This window comes from Chitinophaga sp. ARDCPP14 (genome assembly GCF_051362515.1).
Taxonomy (GTDB): Bacteria; Bacteroidota; Bacteroidia; order Chitinophagales; family Chitinophagaceae; genus Chitinophaga.
In genome coordinates, this window is sequence record NZ_JBKIXB010000013.1 from 46,874 (window position 1) to 67,108 (window position 20,235).

The following is a 20,235-nucleotide window of genomic DNA, read 5'->3' on the forward strand; positions in this document are numbered from 1 at the left end:
AGCATCACCTGTGCGCAGTGTGGTTGTTAAACAATGATCTTATACTACGATACAGATATTTGAAATCGGCGCTATTCCTGCCAGTTACTCAGGTACCTCGCGGTAAAATTCAGCCCATTGGTATACATAAACTTCCCAATCACTTCCTCCAGGTAATTCATATCCAGTGATCCGTCTGCAGGATTGTAGCGAAGTGAGCGCGCATTGATACCATCTCCCGTATTCAGATATTTATCGGCAACGGGTAAATATTTTTTTAACCCGGCAGCCAGGTCGGATAATTTCAGGATATTATCTATCCGGTTGATAGGATTAATCAGTCCATCGAAATCAGAGCCAATACAGATATGATCCCACGGTGAAGTACCAGGCTCCCATCCCATGCCGGCATTCCCGATCCTTACGGCATAAATAATGTGAAGACACAACAGCATCAGGTGCCGCTCCGCCCTCGAAGGAATGCTCAGGAAATCAAATAATTTCTCTGCGCCTGGAAGTTGACCATCCCTGAAAAGCTTTTCCCATTCTTCCCGGGCAATGTATTCGGGATCAAAATATTCAGGCCGGTTACTGTCAACCATTTTTTCTGCACCCAGGATGCGCTGGTCAAGACTGATACCGATCATTCCCCGCGAGCTCATGATCTCTATAATTTCTTCATCGAATAAATTGATAGTCCAGGGATTGCCATAAAGACCGCTATTAATGCTGTCGTTTGTTTTTCCGATTTTCCGGTTTTCCGATTCCACTATACTCACCAATACGCCATCCTGCTGACCAGTGGTGGATCTGAATTGTTTTTTAGCGAGATAGTTATTCAATGAAGTGAATGTGAAACCAGTGTGAGAGGTGATGATCGGCAGCCTGTTGACGGCTGGCGATTCATTGATCAGCGATTCGCGGTAACGGTAATAATGAAACCGCGTGTATACGCTCATATGTTTCAGATCGATGAGCACCGGTCTCTTTTCATGCAGCAGCGCCTGGCGTATTACCTTTTTTCCCAGCTGTGTAAGCCCGAGACCGGCTTTAGGCATGAAGTCCTCGCTGCTGAAAGCTATTTGCGCCTGCTTGTTAAGTCCCTGCGCAAACCCGCCCAGCGGCTGCTCCGGGATATAACTGAGGTGACAGAGATTAATACTGATAAAATCCAGTTCGCTGTTATCCTGGATATCTTTCAGGTTTAGCTCCGGCGTCCTGGATAACGCAGCGCCCCGGATAGGTACGTCGGATAAATTATGACCGCCTTCTATAGAAAAGATGAGGTAGCGTTGTGTGCTATCATCTTTCAGCACATCTGCTATTTGTTGCGCCGTTTTACCTTCCCAATCTTTCCTCCCCGTATATTTTATATGATAGGGCGCCTGTTCCAGGATGGCCTTACTATCCAGGTACATTTTTACCTGTTGCTGAAACTCGGCGTAGTAGCTGGTTTTACCATCCCTGGTTTTATTTACGATGTCTTTGTTTAAAGGTAATATATGGGAGAAGTCGATGCCGAGCACATGCAAAATTCTACGGGCAAAAGCATGTTCCAGGCTGATAATAGAAGCCACTCCCAGATAGAGCTGGCTGTCTTTCACCTGGTCGGGTGACGACTGGCTATTAAACGGTCCGCCGAAAAGATCGTTCAGCAAACTGGCCAGGCCGGTGGTTTTCACCTGCTCATTTATAGGGGTACCATTGCTGAGATAATGTTTAAACAGCAGATGAAAATGAAAGTCGAATATCTTGTTTGTCATGGGGTCACTTATTTAGCGGCATTTTCAATAATAGACTGAACGGTGTTAAACCGTTGAAGCAGATCCGGATAGGTGGCAGGAGTGGTGCTTTCATAGGCGCTTCTGCTTTTTCCAAAGGTGGCGCTTTCCAGCATCCGCGCGCTGTCGGACATTGGAGTGGAAATAGCGGTGAGCGATTCCTGGTTGCCTCTTCTCGTACCAAAAATGGCATTGTGAAGTTTGTTCCAGTAAGTTTTTACTATTTCGCCATAGCCCTGCAGCGAGTTCAGGAAAGCGCTTTCGTTCCAGCCGTTGTATTGGTTGTTTAATTTGCCGGCAGGTTTAGGGGGAGTGTTTAGAAGTTTTTCTGCGTTGAGAATACCACTTCCAAAACCTTTCGTGGGTAGTTGATCGCTTTTGCGGGCAGAGTCTTTCAGCGCCTGGCGGAAAGCTTCTACTCTTTTCCAGCCGGCATATTCCGGCGCCCTGAGCTGGTCCTGGTATTTTGCCAACCAGTAGGCTGCTGCGGCGGCAACATGCGGTGTGGCGTAGCTGGTGCCATCGCCATATGCAAAACCTTCCAGGTGGTCGCCTGCCGCCTGCCAGATGGGTACCAGCACATCTTCTCCCGGCGCAGTAATATCTACTGTATCTCCTCTCGAAGATCCGGTCCATTCCCTGTCCAGCGGATTGGATGCTGCCACCGCAATAGTGCCGGGGAACACAGCGGGCGCTACTACCGCCTGCACGCTGTTACCGGCTGCACAGCACCAGATAACGCCACTTTCATATGCCTTTTTTGCCAGCCGTGCAGTGGTGAGCGTAGGGGGAATGCCCATGCTCATGGTAATGATATCAAAACCCTGGGCAATGGCTGCATCCAATGCTGCTGCCAGTTGCTGCTGCCTGTTGATGATGACTACTGTTTCGGCTATACGAAAGGGAACCAGTTTGTAATTATCGGGAGCCAGTAAGCCGCAGTTGCCGTTACCTGCCGCAGGTGAAAAGTCGTGGCCAATTAACAGGCTGCCGGTACGGGTGCCATGACCGGGTTGCTTTCCCAGCGAAATGGTGCGCAAGTCCAGCGCGTCATTGGTATTATCGAGGAAGTTATAATCGTTGTCGGTGTCAAATGCACCGGCTACTTTGGAATGGTCGGTATAACCGGTGTCAAACTGTACGACACGGATGCCTTTTTCATGAGGCGATGCAGGTGTTTGTTGTGTCAGCAGTATCTTATCGAACCCGGTGGCGTACCAGTTCCAACGCCGGTACTCTTCTGCTTTCCGGCCGGCAACAAATTTGCTCACAGCCGTTACCGTATAATTTTTCAGGAAAGCATCTTCGTTGGGCGTGCCATAACCGTCGTCAAACAGAAAGCCGGATTCGGCAGGACCGCCACCCTTCCTGATAATATTAACGGTATCGGCATTCAGGTATAAAGGCAGATCTGCTTCTGCATAAAAGATGCCTGGTACCTGTGCCAGTTTTCCGGCTTCTTCATGTGCGTTGCCACTGAAGTTGGTGGTAAACGTAAACAACTCTTCTTTGCCGGCAACGGCGGTGGCGGGTGTAAGCAACGACAGCTTAATGCCCGGCGGATATTTTACAGATAATACCGCTTCTATCTGCGACACCGTTTCCGGTTTATTCAATGCAGAGATTATAAATGCGGTGGGAGTACTAATATTGGCAGATGAAGGAACATCCATAGTATTTTCTTTGGGAGATGAAGGAATATCGGGAACATTGGATGGAGCGCTGTTATTGCTCATAGTGGCAGCTGTTACTACATTGTTTACACCGCTACGGACGCTGGCCTGGTCGGGTAAGGCCTGCTTCAGCTGCGGTGCAATATTGTCGGTATCTTTTAATAAAGCGCGGCGGCCCTTTTCCATATCCGGACTTAACGTGGCTTCCCGCACGGCGCTGACAATTACACTCACTTTAATTCCTTCATTGCCGATCCAGTCAATCTCGTCGTCCGGTGTTTCAGGGGTGGCCAGTTGCCCACTCCGGGTAAGTACGCGGTTTTGATCATCCGTGCGGGAAAGCCCGCTGTGATGGAGGGCAATGATCTCGCAGGTACCCATTCCGAACACCGGGGAGCCGCTGCTACCGGGGAGTGTATCCGATTCATATACCAGGCGGGTACCTGTTTCAGAGAAGAAGCGGATATCTTTCAGTACCACTTTTTTAGGCAGGCCGTTGGGGTGCTGCACAATTACACAGGATTCGCCTTTAATGATTTTGCCGAGGTTGCCGTCAAGACGGATAGGCGGAAACTGCGACAGTAATTCACCGAAAGTGCCGGTCAGGCTTACACCTATCAGGGTGAAATCGAGACCGCTGTTCAGCGTAGTTTTACTTACTTCCAGGCTCGATGTCATAAAAAACTTGCGGGCATCCAGTTTGAAGGAAGCGCTTCTTTTCAGCGCTTTTGTAGTAGCGTCCACTTCATAGTTGAATTCTGCAATCATGTCTTCTGCATCATCAGCCGATTCAATCACATGGTGGTTGGTTAGCAGGATGTCTTCTGTTACGAGGAAACCGGTGCCAATGGGCGTCCCGCCTTTCAGGATACGGCACACGGCCCTCGACATTTCAGATAACCTGTCCAGTACATATTTGTCCTGGAAGTCGGCCGTGCCTGTAATCCGCTCCAGCGCAGTTGCCACCAGGGGCGTGTTTTCGCGGGCCACACGATATTGCACCCGTGTGGGATTATCTTCCAGTTGTACTAAAGGCTGATTGGCTTCCCGTAAGGCACACAGCTTTCTTTCGGCAGCTTCAAACTGTGGCTGACGGTCACCAAAACGATTTGCTACTTCCTGGATAACTTTCCAATGAGGTATCATTTATTGAGGGTGTTTATTTGGGGTAGTACACTTAGGTTTTCGCTAATGAATTTAATCAAAAAAGAAGGGAATAAAAGGTCATTTGAAATATCTTTTTTATTATAAAATGAAAAGAGCGGCATTTGTAATGAAGTAATACTTCCGGGCAACAGGTTGGCGGCCCGGAAGCAGGAGATTTATCCGTAAATAATGAACCCTTTTTCAATGGAATTTATCTTCCGGAATTTAATACGGAACACGCCAATCCCGTTACTGCTGCCGTTGGGGTTGCTATTGCCTTCAATGGTTTCAATAAAGCCACCATTTACAGCGGTTACAATACCGGTATGACCGAAGCCGCCACCATGGCTTTTAATGAAGATGCTGCCCGGAACTATCAGGGAGGGGTTGTTGATAGCCTTTGCGGTGGTGATTTTCAGCGCTTTTGTTTTGTTCCAGTGGTCCAGGCAGCCGGCAGTTTTAACAACGGGATTAGCAATACCCAGGTCTGCTGCGGCTTTTTTGAAGCACCAGTACACAAAGGCCGCGCACCAGTAGTTGCCGGGAGGGGTATTGGTACTGGCCAGATAGGCTTCTACCTGTGGTCCCCGGTTGCTGCCAGGAGGTACTTCCATCACGCCAATCTGGCTTTCGGCAACTTCAATCGCTTTGGCAAGTAGCGTATTGGGCGCATTTGTTTCTTCCGGTACACCATCGTCAAACAATACTTCCCAGGTAATGGCGCCCACTTCACCATCCACAATAAGCGGATTACCAAACCGGTCGCGGTGCAGCGCCTGGAATTGTTTTACGGCAGACACAGTTTTAGGGCCAAAGGTGCCTGTGCCCTGTAGAGTACCGATACCGAGTTCAATCAGTCTTTGTTGAATGGCTTTTACAATCTGGCTGTTTGTTTCGCCAGCCTTAATTACTTTGTTGGGGTAATTCATAACAATTGATTTTTAAAATTTGGGGTAAGAATATTATTTCACAATGGTTTTATACTGTTATGGGATAGCTGTCTGATGAATCTTTTTTGGAGTTATCTAAAGATAACAACTTCCCGGCATTTTAAAAACCGGGAAAAAGGAGGCCGCTTCATCCCCGATGAAGCGGCCTCCTTTCATTTATTGACCATATATCTTTAGAAATTGGTATTAATGATCAGCGTGTTCCGGTCGGCCGCTGCAAAATCCATCGGGATAATACCATATCTGCCATGCGTGTTACTGGTAAAGTAAGTGTTGATCTGTGGATTAATGGCATTTGAAACGGTAGTAATGCTGGGAATACCAAAGATCAGGGATTTATACCCACTGGTGAAATTGATATATAGTACCGACTGGCTGCCGTTCTTTGCCTCTGTGAGCAGGTTGGTAATGCCTGTCCATTTCGCGTTATTATCGGGTACTACATACTGGTCCTGCACCCGCAGGGAGGAGTTGGTGTTATTGATAGAAAACGTGGTATTATCGGCCCAGTTGGTGGCTTCAATACCTTTTGGGGTACTGGTGGCGCCAAATCTCCTCAGCAGCACAATTTTGCCCCTTACCTGGCCGAGGTTGGGAACCGCATCGCTTAGATACCATTTGGAAGGTTGCAGCTGCGTATAGCTGTCGAAAGTTTGCTCAAAGGAGCGGGTGTTGTTGGTAGGATCATACTCTTCTTTTACGCACATTACAATCGTTTCTGAAGGATTTGCTGCCAGGAAATCATAACAGGCGGTAAGTACGTCCGTAAAATTGAGGTTCTGGTAAATAGAACCGTGGTGAATGGCGAAAGCATCGCCGATGTGCCGGCAACGGATATCAAGGAAGCGTGTACCGGCATCCAGTTGTTCGCGGATGCTGAGGTTTTGACATTTGGCGGTGCCGCTAACCGGTTCCACACGGGCGCCGCTGTCGTGTGTGCCGGGAATAGACAGGGCCGTGAGACTGGTATTGTCTGCAATGGCGCTCATCCAGCCGGTAAGAGTTACGCTTAAAGCGCCGGTTACAGCGTTTTTTGTCATTGCTTCACCGCCGGCTGCAGCATCAGGAATTGCCAGGTCTTTTTTACAGCCAAAAAGAGAAAGGATGGCCAGGGCCACCAAAAGGGTTTTCAGGTTCATAATGGAAGTATTTATATTAAAAATACAGGAGAATACTGTTTGGTTCATTGCAGTGGAAATTAATTGTTGGTTAACAATCCGTGATGTGGAATTAACATTTCCGGCAGGTGGTCGAAAGGTGTGATTTTTTATCAGCACAGGAATGCATACCTTTACGTTATATCAACCAGATTAGCTTCGGGGGAAGCACTTACATTTATTTTGAATACCGTGCAATTAAATAGTGAACCAGATTTACTATTCAGGGTGTCGCAGGGCGATGAGGCTGCCTTTGCACATTTATTTCATACCTACCAAAACAGGCTGGGAGCATTTGTTATGCAGCTGACGGGGTCCAAACCGCTGGCCGAAGAGATTGTACAGGAAATATTTATCCGGATTTGGGAAAAACGGGAGAAGTTAAGGCAGGTAGAACATTTTCATCCTTACCTGTATGCAGTAGCCAGGAACTATAGCATATCCTTCCTGAAAAAGCTTGGCCGGGAACTGGCCAGGAAACAGGCATGGGAAACCAGTATAGCGGCTACCCACGACCAGGAAGATGATACTGTTATCCGGAATTACCGCCGCATCATAGACCAGGCCATTTCAGAACTGCCGGCCCAGCGTCAGAAAGTATATCTTTTAAGCCGGGATGAAGGTCTCCGCCAGGCTGAAATTGCCGAGCGCATGGCCATCTCACTGGAAACAGTTAAGAAGCACATGGTACTGGCCCTGCGTTCCATCCGGAGTTATGCAATGACCCATCCGGAAATCAATTTGCTGATGCTTATTCTGGCCACACCTTTCAGGGGGTAAATTTTTTTTCTTACACCATTACCTCTTTTTTATACTTGTTGCTGTCTTATAGGGTAGAATCAATCTATGCTGATGGATAATACCAGGTTGCGCTACCTGCTTAGCCGATATGCGGGTAAAACAATCACCCAGGCGGAACAATCCGAGTTAAGTGATTTTTTAAATGCGGCAGATAATCAAACGCAGCTGGAATTGCTGATCGAAGAAGCCTGGATACAGTCCGGTGAGGAAGATGAAATGTTTTTTCCCTCGCCCCAGCTGAACCAGGAACCGGCGCGGCAGCCGCTTAAATGGGTTTACTGGCAGCGTTGGGCCGCTGCTGTATTATTATTGATCGTCGCCACCAGCATCTTGCTGCTGGTCACCAAAACACGGAAAGCAGATAAGTTACCAGCTGTGGTAACAGAAAATATAAAAAAAGATGTGAAACCGGGCGGAACAAAAGCCATGCTCACACTGGCAAACGGGAATGTGATAGCGCTGGATAGCTCACTGAAGGGCACACTGGCGAAACAAGGGAATGTGAATTTACATGTGAGCCCGGGAATGCTGAAATACGACCAAAACAAGCAGACAGCTGCTAATAGTATAGCCTATAACATATTAAAAACCCCCAAAGGGGGACAGTATCAGCTGGAACTGCCGGATGGCTCAAAAGTGTGGCTGAATGCCGCCTCTTCCCTGAAATTTCCAACTGCCTTTGTTGGAAAGGAACGCCGGGTGGAACTAAACGGGGAAGCCTACTTTGAAGTAGCCAGGAATGCCAGCCAGCCATTTTTTGTATCCGTTAATAACGCCAGTATCGCGGTATTGGGCACCAGCTTCAATGTAATGGCTTACGCCGATGAAGCAGCCATGAGAACTACCCTGCTGGAAGGCGCCGTAAAGGTAAGCCAGGCAAATGCTTCCAGTGTATTAAAGCCGGGAGAACAATCACTGCTGGAACCAAACGGCAAAATGAAAGTAATAGAAAATGCTGACGTAAGCCTGGCGGTAGCATGGAAAAACGGACTTACTTCTTTTAAAAGTGCAGACATCAAAACAATCATGCGGCAGGTGGAAAGATGGTACGATGTGGAAGTAGTATATAGCGGCGCAATACCCGTCCGCAGCTTCACAGGAGATATTCCGAGAGACGCGAACTTGTCAGAATTATTGCGATTACTGGAAATCAGCAGGATCCATTTTAAAATGGAACAACGCAGGCTGATCGTTATGCCGTAAGTATCTTATTCATTATATCAACCAAATTGCTATTACCATGAACAAAGGTCCCTGAATGACGTGTGGTAAGAACCGGCATAAAAAACCAGGAGCGATCTCACCCGCCCCTGGAAAAGAGCCTGGGTCTGGTACCTGACATCAATACTTATCAGAAATCAAGATTTATCTCAACCCAAACACCACAAATGTATGCAATCTAATTGTCATGCAAAGCCCGTCTTTGTACCTGGGCTATTATCAACCATCAAAGATCGCGTCCTGACATTCAGAAAATCAGGTGCCCATCTGAGGATAAAAAAACAACTGATTAAGCAAATGAAGATTACGGCTATCCTCTTAACGGTAGTTTGTTTGCAGATCAGCGCCAAATCTCTGTCGCAACAGATAACCTTGTCGCAAAAGAACGCACCGATCCAAAAGGTATTTGAAGAAATAAAAAAGCAATCCGGCTATAAGTTCTGGTATGAAGATGCTATGCTCACGAAAAGTAAGCCGGTAGATATCTCCATCCGGAATGGTTCGCTGGAAGACGTACTGGCACTGCTTTTCAGAAACCAACCCTTCAGTTATGAAGTGATCGGCAAAATCATCGCTGTAAAAGAGAAAGATATCAGGCTGGAAAATGCCACTCCCTTCATCGCCATACCGGAAGTAGTACTCCGTAAAATAAGCGGTACGGTAAAAGACAGCACCGGAACACCCATCCCCGGCGTCACCATTCTCATCAAAGGCACTAAAAACGGTGCCACCACAGATGTACAGGGCCGGTTCAGTCTTGATGTGCCGGAAGGCAATGTAGTACTGGTATTCACCTCTGTAGGATATGAATCAAAATCAGTTACCCTCGGCACCTCCACATTCCTGAACGTAACACTTTCCATTGCCTCCAGCGGGTTGAATGAAATGGTGGTTACCGCTCTCGGTATCAAACGCCCGAAGGGAACACTCGGATACGCGATCAGCACCATTAAAGGCGATGAACTTACCAAGGCCGGTTCAACCATGAACCCATTCCTTGCCCTGTATGGTAAAGCAGCCGGTGTAGGCGTAAACGTTGGCGCATCCGGTCCGCAGGGCGGCGTTAGGATTAACATCCGCGGCGCAGCCAGTATGAACCCCGATCAGAACGTAAGACCCCTGTTTGTGGTAGACGGCGTAATCCTGAGCGACCGTAAAACACAGATAGGCGGTGACGTGGGGCAGGGATTCGACTATGGCGCCGGTATCAATGATATTAACCCGGACGATATCGAATCAATCGATATCCTGAAAGGCGCTAAAGCGACTGTATTGTATGGTAGCGATGCCGCCAACGGTGTAATGATCATTACTACCAAAAACGGCCGTAATGTGAAAGGATTTGGTATGACCGGTAACATACAACACACCATAGAACAACCGGTATCTTACCTGAAGCTGCAAACCAAATATGGGCTGGGTGACAACCTTTATGATACGACCTATGAAACCATCAATGGCGTAAAAACCAGGATGCTGCCCAATAAGCGCTTCAGCTTCGGTCCTGCTTTCGATGGTGCCAATGTGATGTTCTACGATAGTTCCATGGTGAAGAATTCGCCGCATGCGAATAACTTTATGTCACTCTTCCAGAACGGTCACTCTACTTCTGCCAACGTAGCAATTGCAGGCAGTAATGAAAAGGGTAGTATCAGGGCTTCTTATACCAACTATAATTACCAGGATATTGCCGGTGATAATTCCTGGCAGAAAAGGAACTCCTTTAGCTTCAATGGTAATATCAAAGCATCCGAACTGGCTTCCTTTGAAGTGATCTCCAACATTTACAGCATCTCTACCCAAAACCGCCGTTCCCAGAACGATGGACCGGTAGCATGGGGATACCCGGTTGATTATGATTATAACCTGGTATATCCTTATTATACAGATGCCACCGGCTATAAAAGGGATCTTTCCAATGCACGTGTATCCGATGCCTTTAACTTACTTGGCAACTATATCTGGAATAACAAAAAGAACCGCTACAAGGATGAAAACATCCACATGATTACCTCTGCCAAAGTAACATTAAACTTTACGAAGAATATTTTCCTCGTAGGACAGGCGGGGTTGGATTATGATAATACCAATTATAATACAGAGGTAAGTATAACCAGGTTGCTTCCCACGGTAGACAAAGGAAGTTTTGGCGTAGCAAAGGAAAACGCTACCACCCAAACTTACCAGGCGTTACTGAACTATAATAAATCATTCCTGAACAACGATCTCCGTTTGTTCGCATTTGGAGGCGGTGTGTACCGCCTGCGTAATGTGGATTACCTGGCCACCAGCACCGTTGGTGGACTTACCTTCCCCGATTGGTATTCTTTCTCCAATCAGCTGGGAACACCCAGTGCCGACAATGCACACCTGCTCAGAAACTATACAAGAGGTTCTGACGTATTATATAGCTTGCTGGCCTCAGCAGCACTGTCCTGGAAGAATGAATTTACATTGGAATTGCAGGGTCGCCAGGACTGGAACTCTACTCTTCCTCCGGAAAACAACAAGTATTTTTATCCGGGCGCTGCACTTACCTGGAATTATACAGAACGTTACCGGCTTGCCGGCGTAAACAGTGGACAGCTGAGATTGTCCTGGGCGGATGTAGGTAACGGCACTACCCGTTATTTCGCCAATAACCTGTATGGATACACTCGTCTGCCAAGTACAGGCGCCAACTCCGTTTCTCCTCCCGACAAATTGTTACCGGGCGCCCTGAAACCAGAGCGTAAAAGGGAATTTGAAATTGGGATCAACAACACCTTCCTGCCACAGGATAGGGTGATCCTCGATTTCTCTTTCTATACCAACCACCGCTACAACCAGATCATCAGCTTACCTATTTCTTCAGCCTCCAGTTCCACTGGTCTGATCGTGAATGCGGGTGATGTAAAGGCCTGGGGTTTTGAACTGGCATTAACAGGCGTACCACTGGTAGGTAAAAACTACCGCTGGAGCCTCACCCTGAATGCCGCCAGCCAGGCATCAAAAGTAATAGACCTGTATCCGGGCGTTACCAATTATCCTTTCAGTAACCTGATTAATGGCGCTGCTGCATCTATTCATGCAGATGAAGGTCGCCCGTATGGTGAAATTGTAATGAACGATTATAAACGTGATGAAGCTGGCAATAAAGTAGTCAACAACCAGGGTATCTATATACTCGATGATCAGAAATCAACCGTAGCCGGCAATGTAATGCCAAAAGTATACGGCGGGTTTATTTCCGACTTCCAGTATAAGAACTTCAACTTCCGTATCGGGCTGGATTACAAATACGGCGGTACTATTTTCAGCTACACCAACAACCGTTTAACAGGTGTTGGGCAGTTAGAAAATACCATGAAATACCGCGATGAAGAAAACGGCGGTTTGGCCTATTATATTAATTCTAACGAACAGAACGTGCCGTGGCAGCATTCACAGCCAGCGCCTGCTCAGTCTGCGGATGGTAAGGTGTATCACGATGGTCTGGTCCTGCCTGGTGTGAAAATTGATGATAATGGGAAGTATGTAACCAATGATATCATCACCAGTGCTTCTTCTTATTATGGAAGCTATGCAAACGACCTGGCTACCTCTTTCCCACCGGATCGCGTATTCAAAAACAATTACATCAAAGTGAGGGAAGTAGCGCTTTCCTATACATTACCCGCGGAAATTTCCAAAAGGATAAGAATGCAAAGGCTCACTGTCACCGCAGCTGCCCGTAACCTGTTCTATCTCTACAAATCTATTCCCAATATTGATCCGGAAGGAGCGCTGGGTGCAGATGTTTTCGTGGAAAATACCATCTACCCTTCCCAAAGGACTTACTCCCTGGGGTTAAATGTTGCTTTCTAATGTATAAACTGAAAAAAATGAAAAAAGCTTACTTATATATTTTCCTGCTTTCTGCTTCCGTCCTGGGAGCTTGTAAAAAAGACCTGGAAGACCGGTTCTACGACAAAGACAAGCTCTCCACCGGTAGTACTATAGATGTGGTGCCCGGCTTATTTACCGGCGTGCTTACAAATAATAAAATATTTGCACAGGACTACGGCGAGTGGTATTACCTGCTCAACGGAGGTACCAGTATCACCGGCTATGAGCAAGTGGTGCAACGGTTTGTATCTTATCGCTACGACTGGTTCTCCACATACAATGATTTAACCACCGGTAACGGATTTGATGATTCTCCCATCAACGGGCAATCTTTCTTTCAACACAGTTATACCCGGTTGAAGAATTATGAAGTGATCAGGGATTCTGTGAATGCACGTACCGGGCAATTGAAACAGGATGGAGATGTATACCTGAAACTGGTTAGCTTTATAAAATGTTACCAAAGCGCCAAGCTGGTAGATTTCTTTAATTCGGTTCCTTATTCAGATGCTTTCCAGGGAGCAAAAAAAGAACCTAAATACCTCTTCCCTAAATATGATGATCCAAAAGAGATCTACCAGTCTATCATACAGGAACTGGGAGCTATTGTGGATGAACTGCCCGCTGCCTATTCACAGATGTCGGCTGATGCCAAAACCGTATTTACGGAGCAGGATATAGCCTTCCACGGTGATATCAATAAGTGGGTATCCCTGATCAATTTTACCCGCCTGAAATTGCTGGTAAGAATCGCCGGAGTGGAAGAAGCATATGCCAAACCGCTGATCCAGGCAGCACTGGCTAAGCCTTTGCCACAAACGGATCTTTACTGGTTCTACTGGTTTGATATTGATCCCACCGGTGGCGGAACATGGATTCGTGGGGTGTATGAAAATACCTTCGCCTCCTTTATCCCGAACATCATCATGAAAAGGATGAACTACGGCACACCTGCTTACCAGGAAGGGATTGATGATCCGCGCCTGCCCGTGCTGGCTATGCCTACCAAATACCTGGATTACCGTGGTGTATCTGCTAATATTGAAGAACAATCTGCATTGTATAACAGCGGAGAAAGGTATTATCCGTATGCAGATAATATCGCTTCTACTTTTTCTACCAATGCCAAATCTACTTACAACCATGCTACCTTCCACCAGAATGCGAAGATGCCGGTTTATATGAGTTCATTGGGAGAGCTGGATCTGCTGCTGGCGGAAATAGCGCTGAAAGGATTAGCGAATACCGGCAAATCCGCTGAAGAACACATTAAAGACGAAGTAACACACTCGATAGATTTCTGGTACACCATTAATCAACTGAGCAGCTACGCTAAAACTCAGATGACACCTCAGCAAACAGCCATGGTATACCCTACGAAACCATCTGCAGCAGTAGTGAGCGCATGGGGCGATGTGGTTAAAGCCAAATTTACACTGGCCGCTACACTGGACGACAAAATGGAAATCCTGATGCAGCAAAAGTATATTCACCTGAACCTCTACCAGCCTTACGAACTGTGGGCAGAACTGAGAAGGACCCGTCACCCGAAGTTGGAACCCTTCACCTGGCATACTTCCGTATGGAAACCAATGCCTGAAAGAGTACGTTATCCAACTATTGAGCTGACCAATAACCCGGATAACTTCAAGAAAGTAGCAGGAGAAAATAATTTAACCAGCCCGATTTTCTGGGTGCCTGCTGCAGCAAGAGCAAAAAATCCTTACTGGGATAATTATAATTATCAATAGCAGAGAGCAATGATGTCGATGGGGAGCTGACCATATTGGTTAGCTCCCTTTTTTAATGCCATACCGCTATGCAGGCGGCTGCCAGCGTTGACGCCAGTAACGCATAGTAAGCCGGCTTTGTAAATACTTTGTTTGTGAAACGTATATTGATGAACGTTACCACTGCGAACAGGCCGGTTTTGGGTATCACTTTGTAATAATTGACATGCGGATATTTCAGCGCCACCAGTATGATACCGGTTACCAGCAGCACAATGCCCAGTATCAGTCCTTTATGGTCGCGCACTTTTGTATGGTAATCGGTCCGCTGCGCCACCAATATAGCGAGATATCCTAAAAAGCATCCGAAGTGCAGAAGCAACACAATATTAAAGAGCATGGGATGTTTTTTGGGCGGTGGAAGAAAGATAATAACCTCCCAGCACCAGCGCCATTACAATAGCTACCACGTGCGGAATCAGTTTGCCGGTTTCATATACGGGATTTTGCAACACCAGGCTGAAATCCACCACCGGGATAATGGCTCCTGCCAGCAATAGCACTCCCAATGCACGGCGCTCGCCGGTCCATAGTACGCCAAGTATAGCAATGCCGGTAAACAGATCGCGGATGCCTTTGATATAATGAAAAGAGAAATTACCGTTTACAGGTACGTGGATGCCAAAAGCAGCTTCCGCCACCAGCGGGGAGAGGAGGAAGCGAAGCCCGATAAATACCAGCAATATCCCCATAGATACGGTGGCGTAAAAGGCGATTTTTTCAGATGTGTTTTTCATTTGTCGCATTATTTTATGATGATGCAACAAAGGTAAAAACAGCTTTCCGCGGGTTCGTTCACCCAGGTTAATAAATCTACATCGCCAGCCTTTTCCTGATCCGGCTTAAAGACGGAGGCTTTACGCCTACAAAGGAAGAAATATAATACTGCGGGATGCGCTGCTGCAGGTCGGGATAGTTGTTGACGAATTGCAGATAACGTTGCTCCGGCTGATCGCTATAAATAGAAGTGATTTTTTTTATGGCATTCAAATACAGGTACTCACAAATCAACCGGCCAAATTTTTCCCCTTCTTTTATTTTGCTGTAAAGCAATTGAAGATTTTCATAGGAAATCGCCAGTATTGTGGTTGGCTCAATACACTGGATGCTGCGCTGCGAAGCAGAATGATCGAGAAAACTTTCGTAATTACAGGTAAATTCATTTTCCTTTCCAAAGTCAAATGTCAGCTCCTCCCCGGAATCTTTGATGCTGTAGTACCGGATCAATCCCTTCTCAATAAAACCCGCTTCCCGGCAAACCTGTCCTTCCCGCAGAAAATAATCATTCTTCTGGTATTCCCGGCTCACAAACAACGAGGAAATGAATAGCTTCTCGGCTTCATCCATACGGATGAAATGTTCCATAGCCCTGATCAGATTAGTGTGTATGCTCATCGGTAAGCCGGTTTATTTGTACCTGTATGCCTTGTTTTTCGGTGTCTGTTTTTGCCAACTGCCAGGCTCTATGAAAGCTCGCTTTCGCTTTATCATTGTCAATATTCTTATACAGTTCTCCCAGCAGCACATAATAGAAATGATTATTCTCCAGCTTCAACTTTTCTGCTTCTGCCAGCGCTTCCTGCTGCCCGTTTGCTTTATACAGGGCAAAAGTACGGTTTAGTGCTACACTGGGGGAGTAATTGATCATCAGCAGCGCGTTGTATAGCTGCAGGATCTCTTCCCATTTTTCCGGCGTATCCTCTTTCATGCAATGCCAGTAAGCGATCCTGGCTTCCAGGTGATAGGAACTGATCTCATTGCCTTCAGCAGAAAGCTGCAGGAAATAAATGCCCTGGTTGATCAATGCCTGGTCCCACAGCGCTTCGTTTTGCGCTTCATACAGCACCACCTCGCCTTCGCCGGCCTGCCTGGCATTGAAGCGGGAAGCGTGGAAACACATGAGGGCAATGAGCGCATTTGTTTTGGGCCGGTTGGTTTTGTCGTAAGCCGTCAGCATTAATCCCAGGCGGAGCGCTTCCAGGCAAAGATCCTGTTGCAGGATCTGGTTCTGTGTCTGGGAGTAATATCCTTCACTGAAAAGCAGGTAGATAATATGCAAGACATTATCCAGCCGCTGCGGAATTTCATTTTCCGGGGGCAACTCCATCCTGATCTTTTCTTCGCGCAGTTTTTCTTTCGCCCGGAACAATCTTTTATTAATGGTTTCTTTATTGGACAAAAAAGCTTCTGCAATTTCATCTATCCCGAAACCGCAAAGGATGCGCAGCGCCAGCCCTATCTGCGCTTCGCTGGCAATAGACGGATTACAGATGGCGAAAAGCATTTGCAGCTGGCTGTCTTTGATATTCTCCTGCGAGAAACTCAGCGCTTCGGCATCATCCACCAGTTCCTGTCTGGCCACTATTTCAGGCAGTACTTTTTTGTCGAATATTTTATTTCTTCTGAAATGATGTATGGCTTTTTGTTTGGCTACGGTATAAAGCCAGGCAGCAGGATTGGGAGGGAGTCCTTTCACGCCCCATGTTTCCGACGCGAGTAAAAATGTTTCACTCACAATATCTTCTGCTATCTCAATATGCTGCAACCCAAAAAGTTTGCTGATCACAGCTACCATCTTTGAGAATTCCTGCTTAAATAAATGCTTCAGTGATTCGTGTTCCTTTTCCATACTAAAACAGTAAAAACCACTCTAACGAAAGAGTGGTTTTCTTTATTTCCCCTGATACTGGTTACGAAACTATTTCCCTTACTTCCACACAGCCCTGGGCATCCAGCACCGGGCAGCCATGAGCCAATGTAGTAGCTTCTTCCAGCGTATCGGCCTGCACTACCAAGAAGCCGCCAAGCCGTTCCCTGATTTCCACAAACGGACCATCGGTAATAACGCCTCCTGGTTTTAATACTTTCCCTTCCGTAGAAAGGCGACGGCCGTTACTCACCAGTTTGCCCTGTGCAGCAATACCGCCCGCCCAATCCTGCCACTTCTTCATCAGCGACTGGAAGTCATCCGGCGATAATTCGCGGTACGCATATTCCGACTGGCGAAATAACAATAAGAATTCTTTCATCTTTTTATAATTTAAATCACGGATGAAATATATGAATTAATTTGCTTTGGCGGCAAACATCCCCGGCGTATAACTTCCTGCTGAGGTACGGAAAGCTACATTAAGACGGTTATAGCTGTTAATGGTAGTAACTGCTATGGTCAGGTCTACAATCTCTTCCTCTGAAAACTGCTGACGAACTACGTCATATACTTCATCGGGCACATCGCCGTTGGTAAGCCTGGTAACTGCTTCTGCCCAGGCAAAGGCAGCCCGCTCACGGTCGGTATACACAGTAGCTTCTTTCCAGCCCGCCAGCATATAAATGCGCTGCTCCGTTTCCCCTTCTGCACGTGCATCTTTGGAGTGCATATCCAGGCAAAATGCGCAGCCATTCATCTGGGATACCCGGAAATAAATTAAATGCTGCAGGGATTTTTCAATGGATGATTTTGCAAGATATGCACCTACGCCATATAATGCTTTTACTGCGTTAGCTCCTTTTGTCAGCAGATTGATTCTCTGTTTCATGGTTTTAAATTTTTATTGGTGATGAATTTGTTCGTTTATACACCAATAAGGATCGGGAAAAAGGAAATTGGACATCTTCCGGAAATTTTTTTAAAATATTTTTTAGGCAGATGGGTAAAGGATATTCAAGCATGTGTCCGGTAAAGAAGAACCATTGGTCCCCATTTTTCTTATGCCTTTGCAGAAAAACACGCAAACTACCACGCTACCATTCCGGTGAGTCATTTGTTAATCACCTCGTTTTTACAATTGTAAAACACTCCGGCGGGCCGGAATTTTTTCTTTTGACGGATGATTCAACACAATTATCCCCGCATCGGGAAAATGCTGGCCCTCCTTGTTTTTGTGCTGCCATTTACCGCTATATCCGTAAAGGCCCAGGAAATAAGACCTTTGTACAAAGATTCCATTCCCAACAGTATCGGGAAAACTGCACCGGCAGATGCCCCCACCATCACCATCTATAAGCCGGAAAAGCCCAACGGGGCGGCAGTGATCATCTTCCCCGGCGGTGCATACGCCTTCCTGGCCTTCGCAGAGGAAGGCACCAAAATCGCAGAAGCATTCATTACAAAAGGAGTCACCGCCTTCGTGGTAAAATACCGGCTGCCCTCAGATGCCACCATGCGCGATAAAAGCATAGGACCGCTTCAGGACGCACAGCAGGCCATTAAACTGGTACGCATGAATGCCGCGGAATGGGGGCTGGACCCGCATAAAATTGGGATTGCAGGCTATTCCGCCGGCGGACACGTGGCCTCCACGCTGGGCACCCACAGCGCCAGGAGCTATGTGCCCAATAAGGAAAACACCGATCTGCGCCCGGATTTCATGATCCTCGTATACCCCGTAATAAGCATGAACAAGGACCTGGCACACCAGGGATCAAGCATCAACCTGATAGGAAATGATCCTTCCAAAGAAAAAATTGCCTTCTTTTCCAACGAAGAGTGGGTGAACAATAATACACCACCGGCCTATATCACGCATACCAGCGATGATGCCGTGGTGAATGTAAATAACAGCATCGCCTTTTACCAGGCCATGCTGAGAGGAGGCATTCCCGCTGAACTGCATCTCTATCCCACCGGCAACCACGGCTTCACCCAACGGTTACCCGTAAACGAATGGCTGGACCCCATGGTGTGGTGGATGAAAAGAGGGGGCTGGATTCCCAACACCCCCTGATCTGATATAAATCATGGCATAGCCGTATGAACAGGTCGCGCAGCGGGCCTGGAATGCAGCAGCTTTATCAGCGGCCGCTCTACCTTGTAGTAGAAGAAAACCCCTACCGCCACCGCCAGCACCATATGTACGATAACGGAAAGATCGGCATTCAGGAAGTAGCCGGTGGCGGCATATATCTGCGCGATGAAATAATAAAAAGTATAGTGGGTCAGGTAAATAGAATAAGAAGCATCGCCTATCAGTAAACCCCATTTGTTATTCCACAGCTTTGTCCATACACCCTGCTTCTCCAGGAAAATACAACCCGCCAGGATACACGCACTGGGCAAACCCCACAATAACACCCTTTTCAAACTGCCGGTGCCACCGGTCACACTGCCCAGTTCAGAAATATTTCCAAAGCCATACACAATGTTATAAATATAACCGCCCACGCCCAGCAGGAGCAACAGCCCGGCTACGCCGGCAGCCACTTTTACATGCCGGTACAACCAGAAAATGATCACCCCAAAGAGAAACTCCAGCATGATAGGGTTAGTGTAAAATATCAGCCGGAAATCAGCTGGCTTCAGCAACTGGCCCACCGCCACAAGCGCAGGAATAACAAGTAACAGCAATAAGGTTTTGTATTTTGTACGGAACAGGATCAGGAAGAAGAAAAGGAAATAGAACCACCACTCAAAACTCAGCGACCAGCCCACCACCAGGATAGGCGCCAGCCACTTCTGCGAGTTCAATACAGGCAGCATAAAGATCGTATCCCTCCACCCGTAAAGGATAGCCGTGATGGGGTACATCTGGTCAAAAAAACAAAAGAATACCATGTAACACACACTGGCTACATAATAAATAGGGTTGATCCGCAGGAACCGCTTCTTCAGGAAGTCCACCCCGTCACGCGCACCAAAATAGTTACTGGCTACATAACTAATGATAAACCCCGATATCCCAAAAAAGAGATCTACGCCAATAGCACCAAAGTTTTCGAGGAAATAAAATTTTTGCTGATGGGAAACGGTGAATGCTTCCTGTAAGTCGATGGCGTGTACATGTACCACGAGGATAACTGCTACTGCCCTTAATAACTGTATGCTGTTAATCTTCATAAAAAGGGATACTGATTGAGGGTAAAGGATGGCA

General features: G+C 47.0%; 16 protein-coding genes. 5 read left to right on the forward strand and 11 right to left on the reverse strand.

Features of this window, described 5'->3' with window-relative positions:
• Positions 1-71: 71 nt before the first annotated feature.
• The 4 genes from ACLHR0_RS27390 to ACLHR0_RS27405 form a co-directional block, all read right to left on the reverse strand.
• The gene (locus ACLHR0_RS27390; protein ID WP_436490935.1) at positions 72-1,742 is read right to left on the reverse strand and encodes a hypothetical protein; all 1,671 of its coding nucleotides are present in this window, start codon (positions 1,740-1,742) and stop codon (positions 72-74) included.
• 8 nt (positions 1,743-1,750) lie between these two features.
• A complete protein-coding gene (locus tag ACLHR0_RS27395) occupies positions 1,751-4,579 on the reverse strand; it encodes a S8 family serine peptidase (RefSeq protein ID WP_436490936.1) in 2,829 nt (942 codons plus the stop codon).
• 176 nt (positions 4,580-4,755) lie between these two features.
• Positions 4,756-5,508: a CHAP domain-containing protein gene (locus ACLHR0_RS27400; protein ID WP_429061847.1), complete on the reverse strand. Its 753-nt coding sequence runs from the start codon at positions 5,506-5,508 to the stop codon at positions 4,756-4,758.
• Between the two features lie 194 nt (positions 5,509-5,702).
• Complete coding sequence (locus ACLHR0_RS27405; protein ID WP_436490938.1) at positions 5,703-6,668, reverse strand: phosphatidylinositol-specific phospholipase C; 966 nt, start codon at positions 6,666-6,668, stop codon at positions 5,703-5,705.
• A gap of 210 nt (positions 6,669-6,878) precedes the next feature.
• Between ACLHR0_RS27405 and ACLHR0_RS27410 the strand changes: the two genes are divergently transcribed.
• The 4 genes from ACLHR0_RS27410 (at position 6,879) to ACLHR0_RS27425 (ending at position 14,326) form a co-directional block, all read left to right on the forward strand.
• Positions 6,879-7,466 carry an RNA polymerase sigma-70 factor gene (locus ACLHR0_RS27410; protein WP_429044305.1) on the forward strand — a complete coding sequence of 196 codons (588 nt, stop codon included), beginning with the start codon at positions 6,879-6,881 and terminating at the stop codon, positions 7,464-7,466.
• A gap of 72 nt (positions 7,467-7,538) precedes the next feature.
• Entirely contained in the window at positions 7,539-8,690 is a 1,152-nt protein-coding gene (locus ACLHR0_RS27415; RefSeq protein WP_436490940.1) for a FecR family protein, read from the forward strand.
• 315 nt (positions 8,691-9,005) lie between these two features.
• Positions 9,006-12,554 (forward strand): SusC/RagA family TonB-linked outer membrane protein, encoded by a 3,549-nt coding sequence (locus ACLHR0_RS27420; protein WP_370911056.1) that lies wholly within the window; start codon positions 9,006-9,008, stop codon positions 12,552-12,554.
• A gap of 17 nt (positions 12,555-12,571) precedes the next feature.
• Positions 12,572-14,326 (forward strand): SusD/RagB family nutrient-binding outer membrane lipoprotein, encoded by a 1,755-nt coding sequence (locus tag ACLHR0_RS27425; RefSeq protein ID WP_370911055.1) that lies wholly within the window; start codon positions 12,572-12,574, stop codon positions 14,324-14,326.
• Positions 14,327-14,378: 52 nt separating this feature from the next.
• Here the strand turns inward: ACLHR0_RS27425 and ACLHR0_RS27430 are convergent, their stop codons facing one another.
• The 6 genes from ACLHR0_RS27430 to ACLHR0_RS27455 all read right to left on the reverse strand — a co-directional run bounded on the left by ACLHR0_RS27430 (position 14,379) and on the right by ACLHR0_RS27455 (position 17,904).
• Positions 14,379-14,705 carry a hypothetical protein gene (locus ACLHR0_RS27430; RefSeq protein WP_429044318.1) on the reverse strand — a complete coding sequence of 109 codons (327 nt, stop codon included), beginning with the start codon at positions 14,703-14,705 and terminating at the stop codon, positions 14,379-14,381.
• Entirely contained in the window at positions 14,695-15,102 is a 408-nt protein-coding gene (locus ACLHR0_RS27435) for a DUF4267 domain-containing protein (protein WP_436490943.1), read from the reverse strand. Before ACLHR0_RS27435 ends, ACLHR0_RS27430 begins: the two co-directional genes overlap by 11 nt.
• 76 nt (positions 15,103-15,178) lie before the next feature.
• Positions 15,179-15,760, reverse strand: coding sequence for a Crp/Fnr family transcriptional regulator (locus ACLHR0_RS27440; protein WP_370911052.1), 582 nt, complete (start codon positions 15,758-15,760; stop codon positions 15,179-15,181).
• Positions 15,744-16,994: an RNA polymerase sigma factor gene (locus tag ACLHR0_RS27445; RefSeq protein ID WP_436490945.1), complete on the reverse strand. Its 1,251-nt coding sequence runs from the start codon at positions 16,992-16,994 to the stop codon at positions 15,744-15,746. The genes ACLHR0_RS27440 and ACLHR0_RS27445 overlap by 17 nt, the downstream gene beginning before the upstream one ends.
• A 61-nt stretch (positions 16,995-17,055) precedes the next feature.
• Entirely contained in the window at positions 17,056-17,394 is a 339-nt protein-coding gene (locus ACLHR0_RS27450) for a YciI family protein (protein ID WP_429044330.1), read from the reverse strand.
• 36 nt (positions 17,395-17,430) lie between these two features.
• Positions 17,431-17,904 (reverse strand): carboxymuconolactone decarboxylase family protein, encoded by a 474-nt coding sequence (locus ACLHR0_RS27455; protein WP_436490947.1) that lies wholly within the window; start codon positions 17,902-17,904, stop codon positions 17,431-17,433.
• A gap of 291 nt (positions 17,905-18,195) precedes the next feature.
• Between ACLHR0_RS27455 and ACLHR0_RS27460 the strand changes: the two genes are divergently transcribed.
• Positions 18,196-19,092 carry an alpha/beta hydrolase gene (locus ACLHR0_RS27460; RefSeq protein ID WP_429061841.1) on the forward strand — a complete coding sequence of 299 codons (897 nt, stop codon included), beginning with the start codon at positions 18,196-18,198 and terminating at the stop codon, positions 19,090-19,092.
• A gap of 11 nt (positions 19,093-19,103) precedes the next feature.
• Here ACLHR0_RS27460 and ACLHR0_RS27465 read toward each other — a convergent pair whose 3' ends face one another.
• A complete protein-coding gene (locus tag ACLHR0_RS27465) occupies positions 19,104-20,201 on the reverse strand; it encodes an acyltransferase family protein (RefSeq protein WP_436490950.1) in 1,098 nt (365 codons plus the stop codon).
• Positions 20,202-20,235 lie beyond the last annotated feature (34 nt).

What these genes read in the sequence shown, in the direction of transcription:
- ACLHR0_RS27390 (WP_436490935.1), bottom strand. Translation starts at nt 1,742, where the DNA reads ATGACAAACAAGATATTCGACTTTCATTTTCATCTGCTGTTTAAACAT.
- ACLHR0_RS27395 (WP_436490936.1), bottom strand. Translation starts at nt 4,579, where the DNA reads ATGATACCTCATTGGAAAGTTATCCAGGAAGTAGCAAATCGTTTTGGT.
- ACLHR0_RS27400 (WP_429061847.1), bottom strand. Translation starts at nt 5,508, where the DNA reads ATGAATTACCCCAACAAAGTAATTAAGGCTGGCGAAACAAACAGCCAG.
- ACLHR0_RS27405 (WP_436490938.1), bottom strand. Translation starts at nt 6,668, where the DNA reads ATGAACCTGAAAACCCTTTTGGTGGCCCTGGCCATCCTTTCTCTTTTT.
- ACLHR0_RS27415 (WP_436490940.1), top strand. Translation starts at nt 7,539, where the DNA reads ATGGATAATACCAGGTTGCGCTACCTGCTTAGCCGATATGCGGGTAAA.
- ACLHR0_RS27420 (WP_370911056.1), top strand. Translation starts at nt 9,006, where the DNA reads ATGAAGATTACGGCTATCCTCTTAACGGTAGTTTGTTTGCAGATCAGC.
- ACLHR0_RS27425 (WP_370911055.1), top strand. Translation starts at nt 12,572, where the DNA reads ATGAAAAAAGCTTACTTATATATTTTCCTGCTTTCTGCTTCCGTCCTG.
- ACLHR0_RS27430 (WP_429044318.1), bottom strand. Translation starts at nt 14,705, where the DNA reads ATGCTCTTTAATATTGTGTTGCTTCTGCACTTCGGATGCTTTTTAGGA.
- ACLHR0_RS27435 (WP_436490943.1), bottom strand. Translation starts at nt 15,102, where the DNA reads ATGAAAAACACATCTGAAAAAATCGCCTTTTACGCCACCGTATCTATG.
- ACLHR0_RS27440 (WP_370911052.1), bottom strand. Translation starts at nt 15,760, where the DNA reads ATGAGCATACACACTAATCTGATCAGGGCTATGGAACATTTCATCCGT.
- ACLHR0_RS27445 (WP_436490945.1), bottom strand. Translation starts at nt 16,994, where the DNA reads ATGGAAAAGGAACACGAATCACTGAAGCATTTATTTAAGCAGGAATTC.
- ACLHR0_RS27450 (WP_429044330.1), bottom strand. Translation starts at nt 17,394, where the DNA reads ATGAAAGAATTCTTATTGTTATTTCGCCAGTCGGAATATGCGTACCGC.
- ACLHR0_RS27455 (WP_436490947.1), bottom strand. Translation starts at nt 17,904, where the DNA reads ATGAAACAGAGAATCAATCTGCTGACAAAAGGAGCTAACGCAGTAAAA.
- ACLHR0_RS27460 (WP_429061841.1), top strand. Translation starts at nt 18,196, where the DNA reads ATGATTCAACACAATTATCCCCGCATCGGGAAAATGCTGGCCCTCCTT.
- ACLHR0_RS27465 (WP_436490950.1), bottom strand. Translation starts at nt 20,201, where the DNA reads ATGAAGATTAACAGCATACAGTTATTAAGGGCAGTAGCAGTTATCCTC.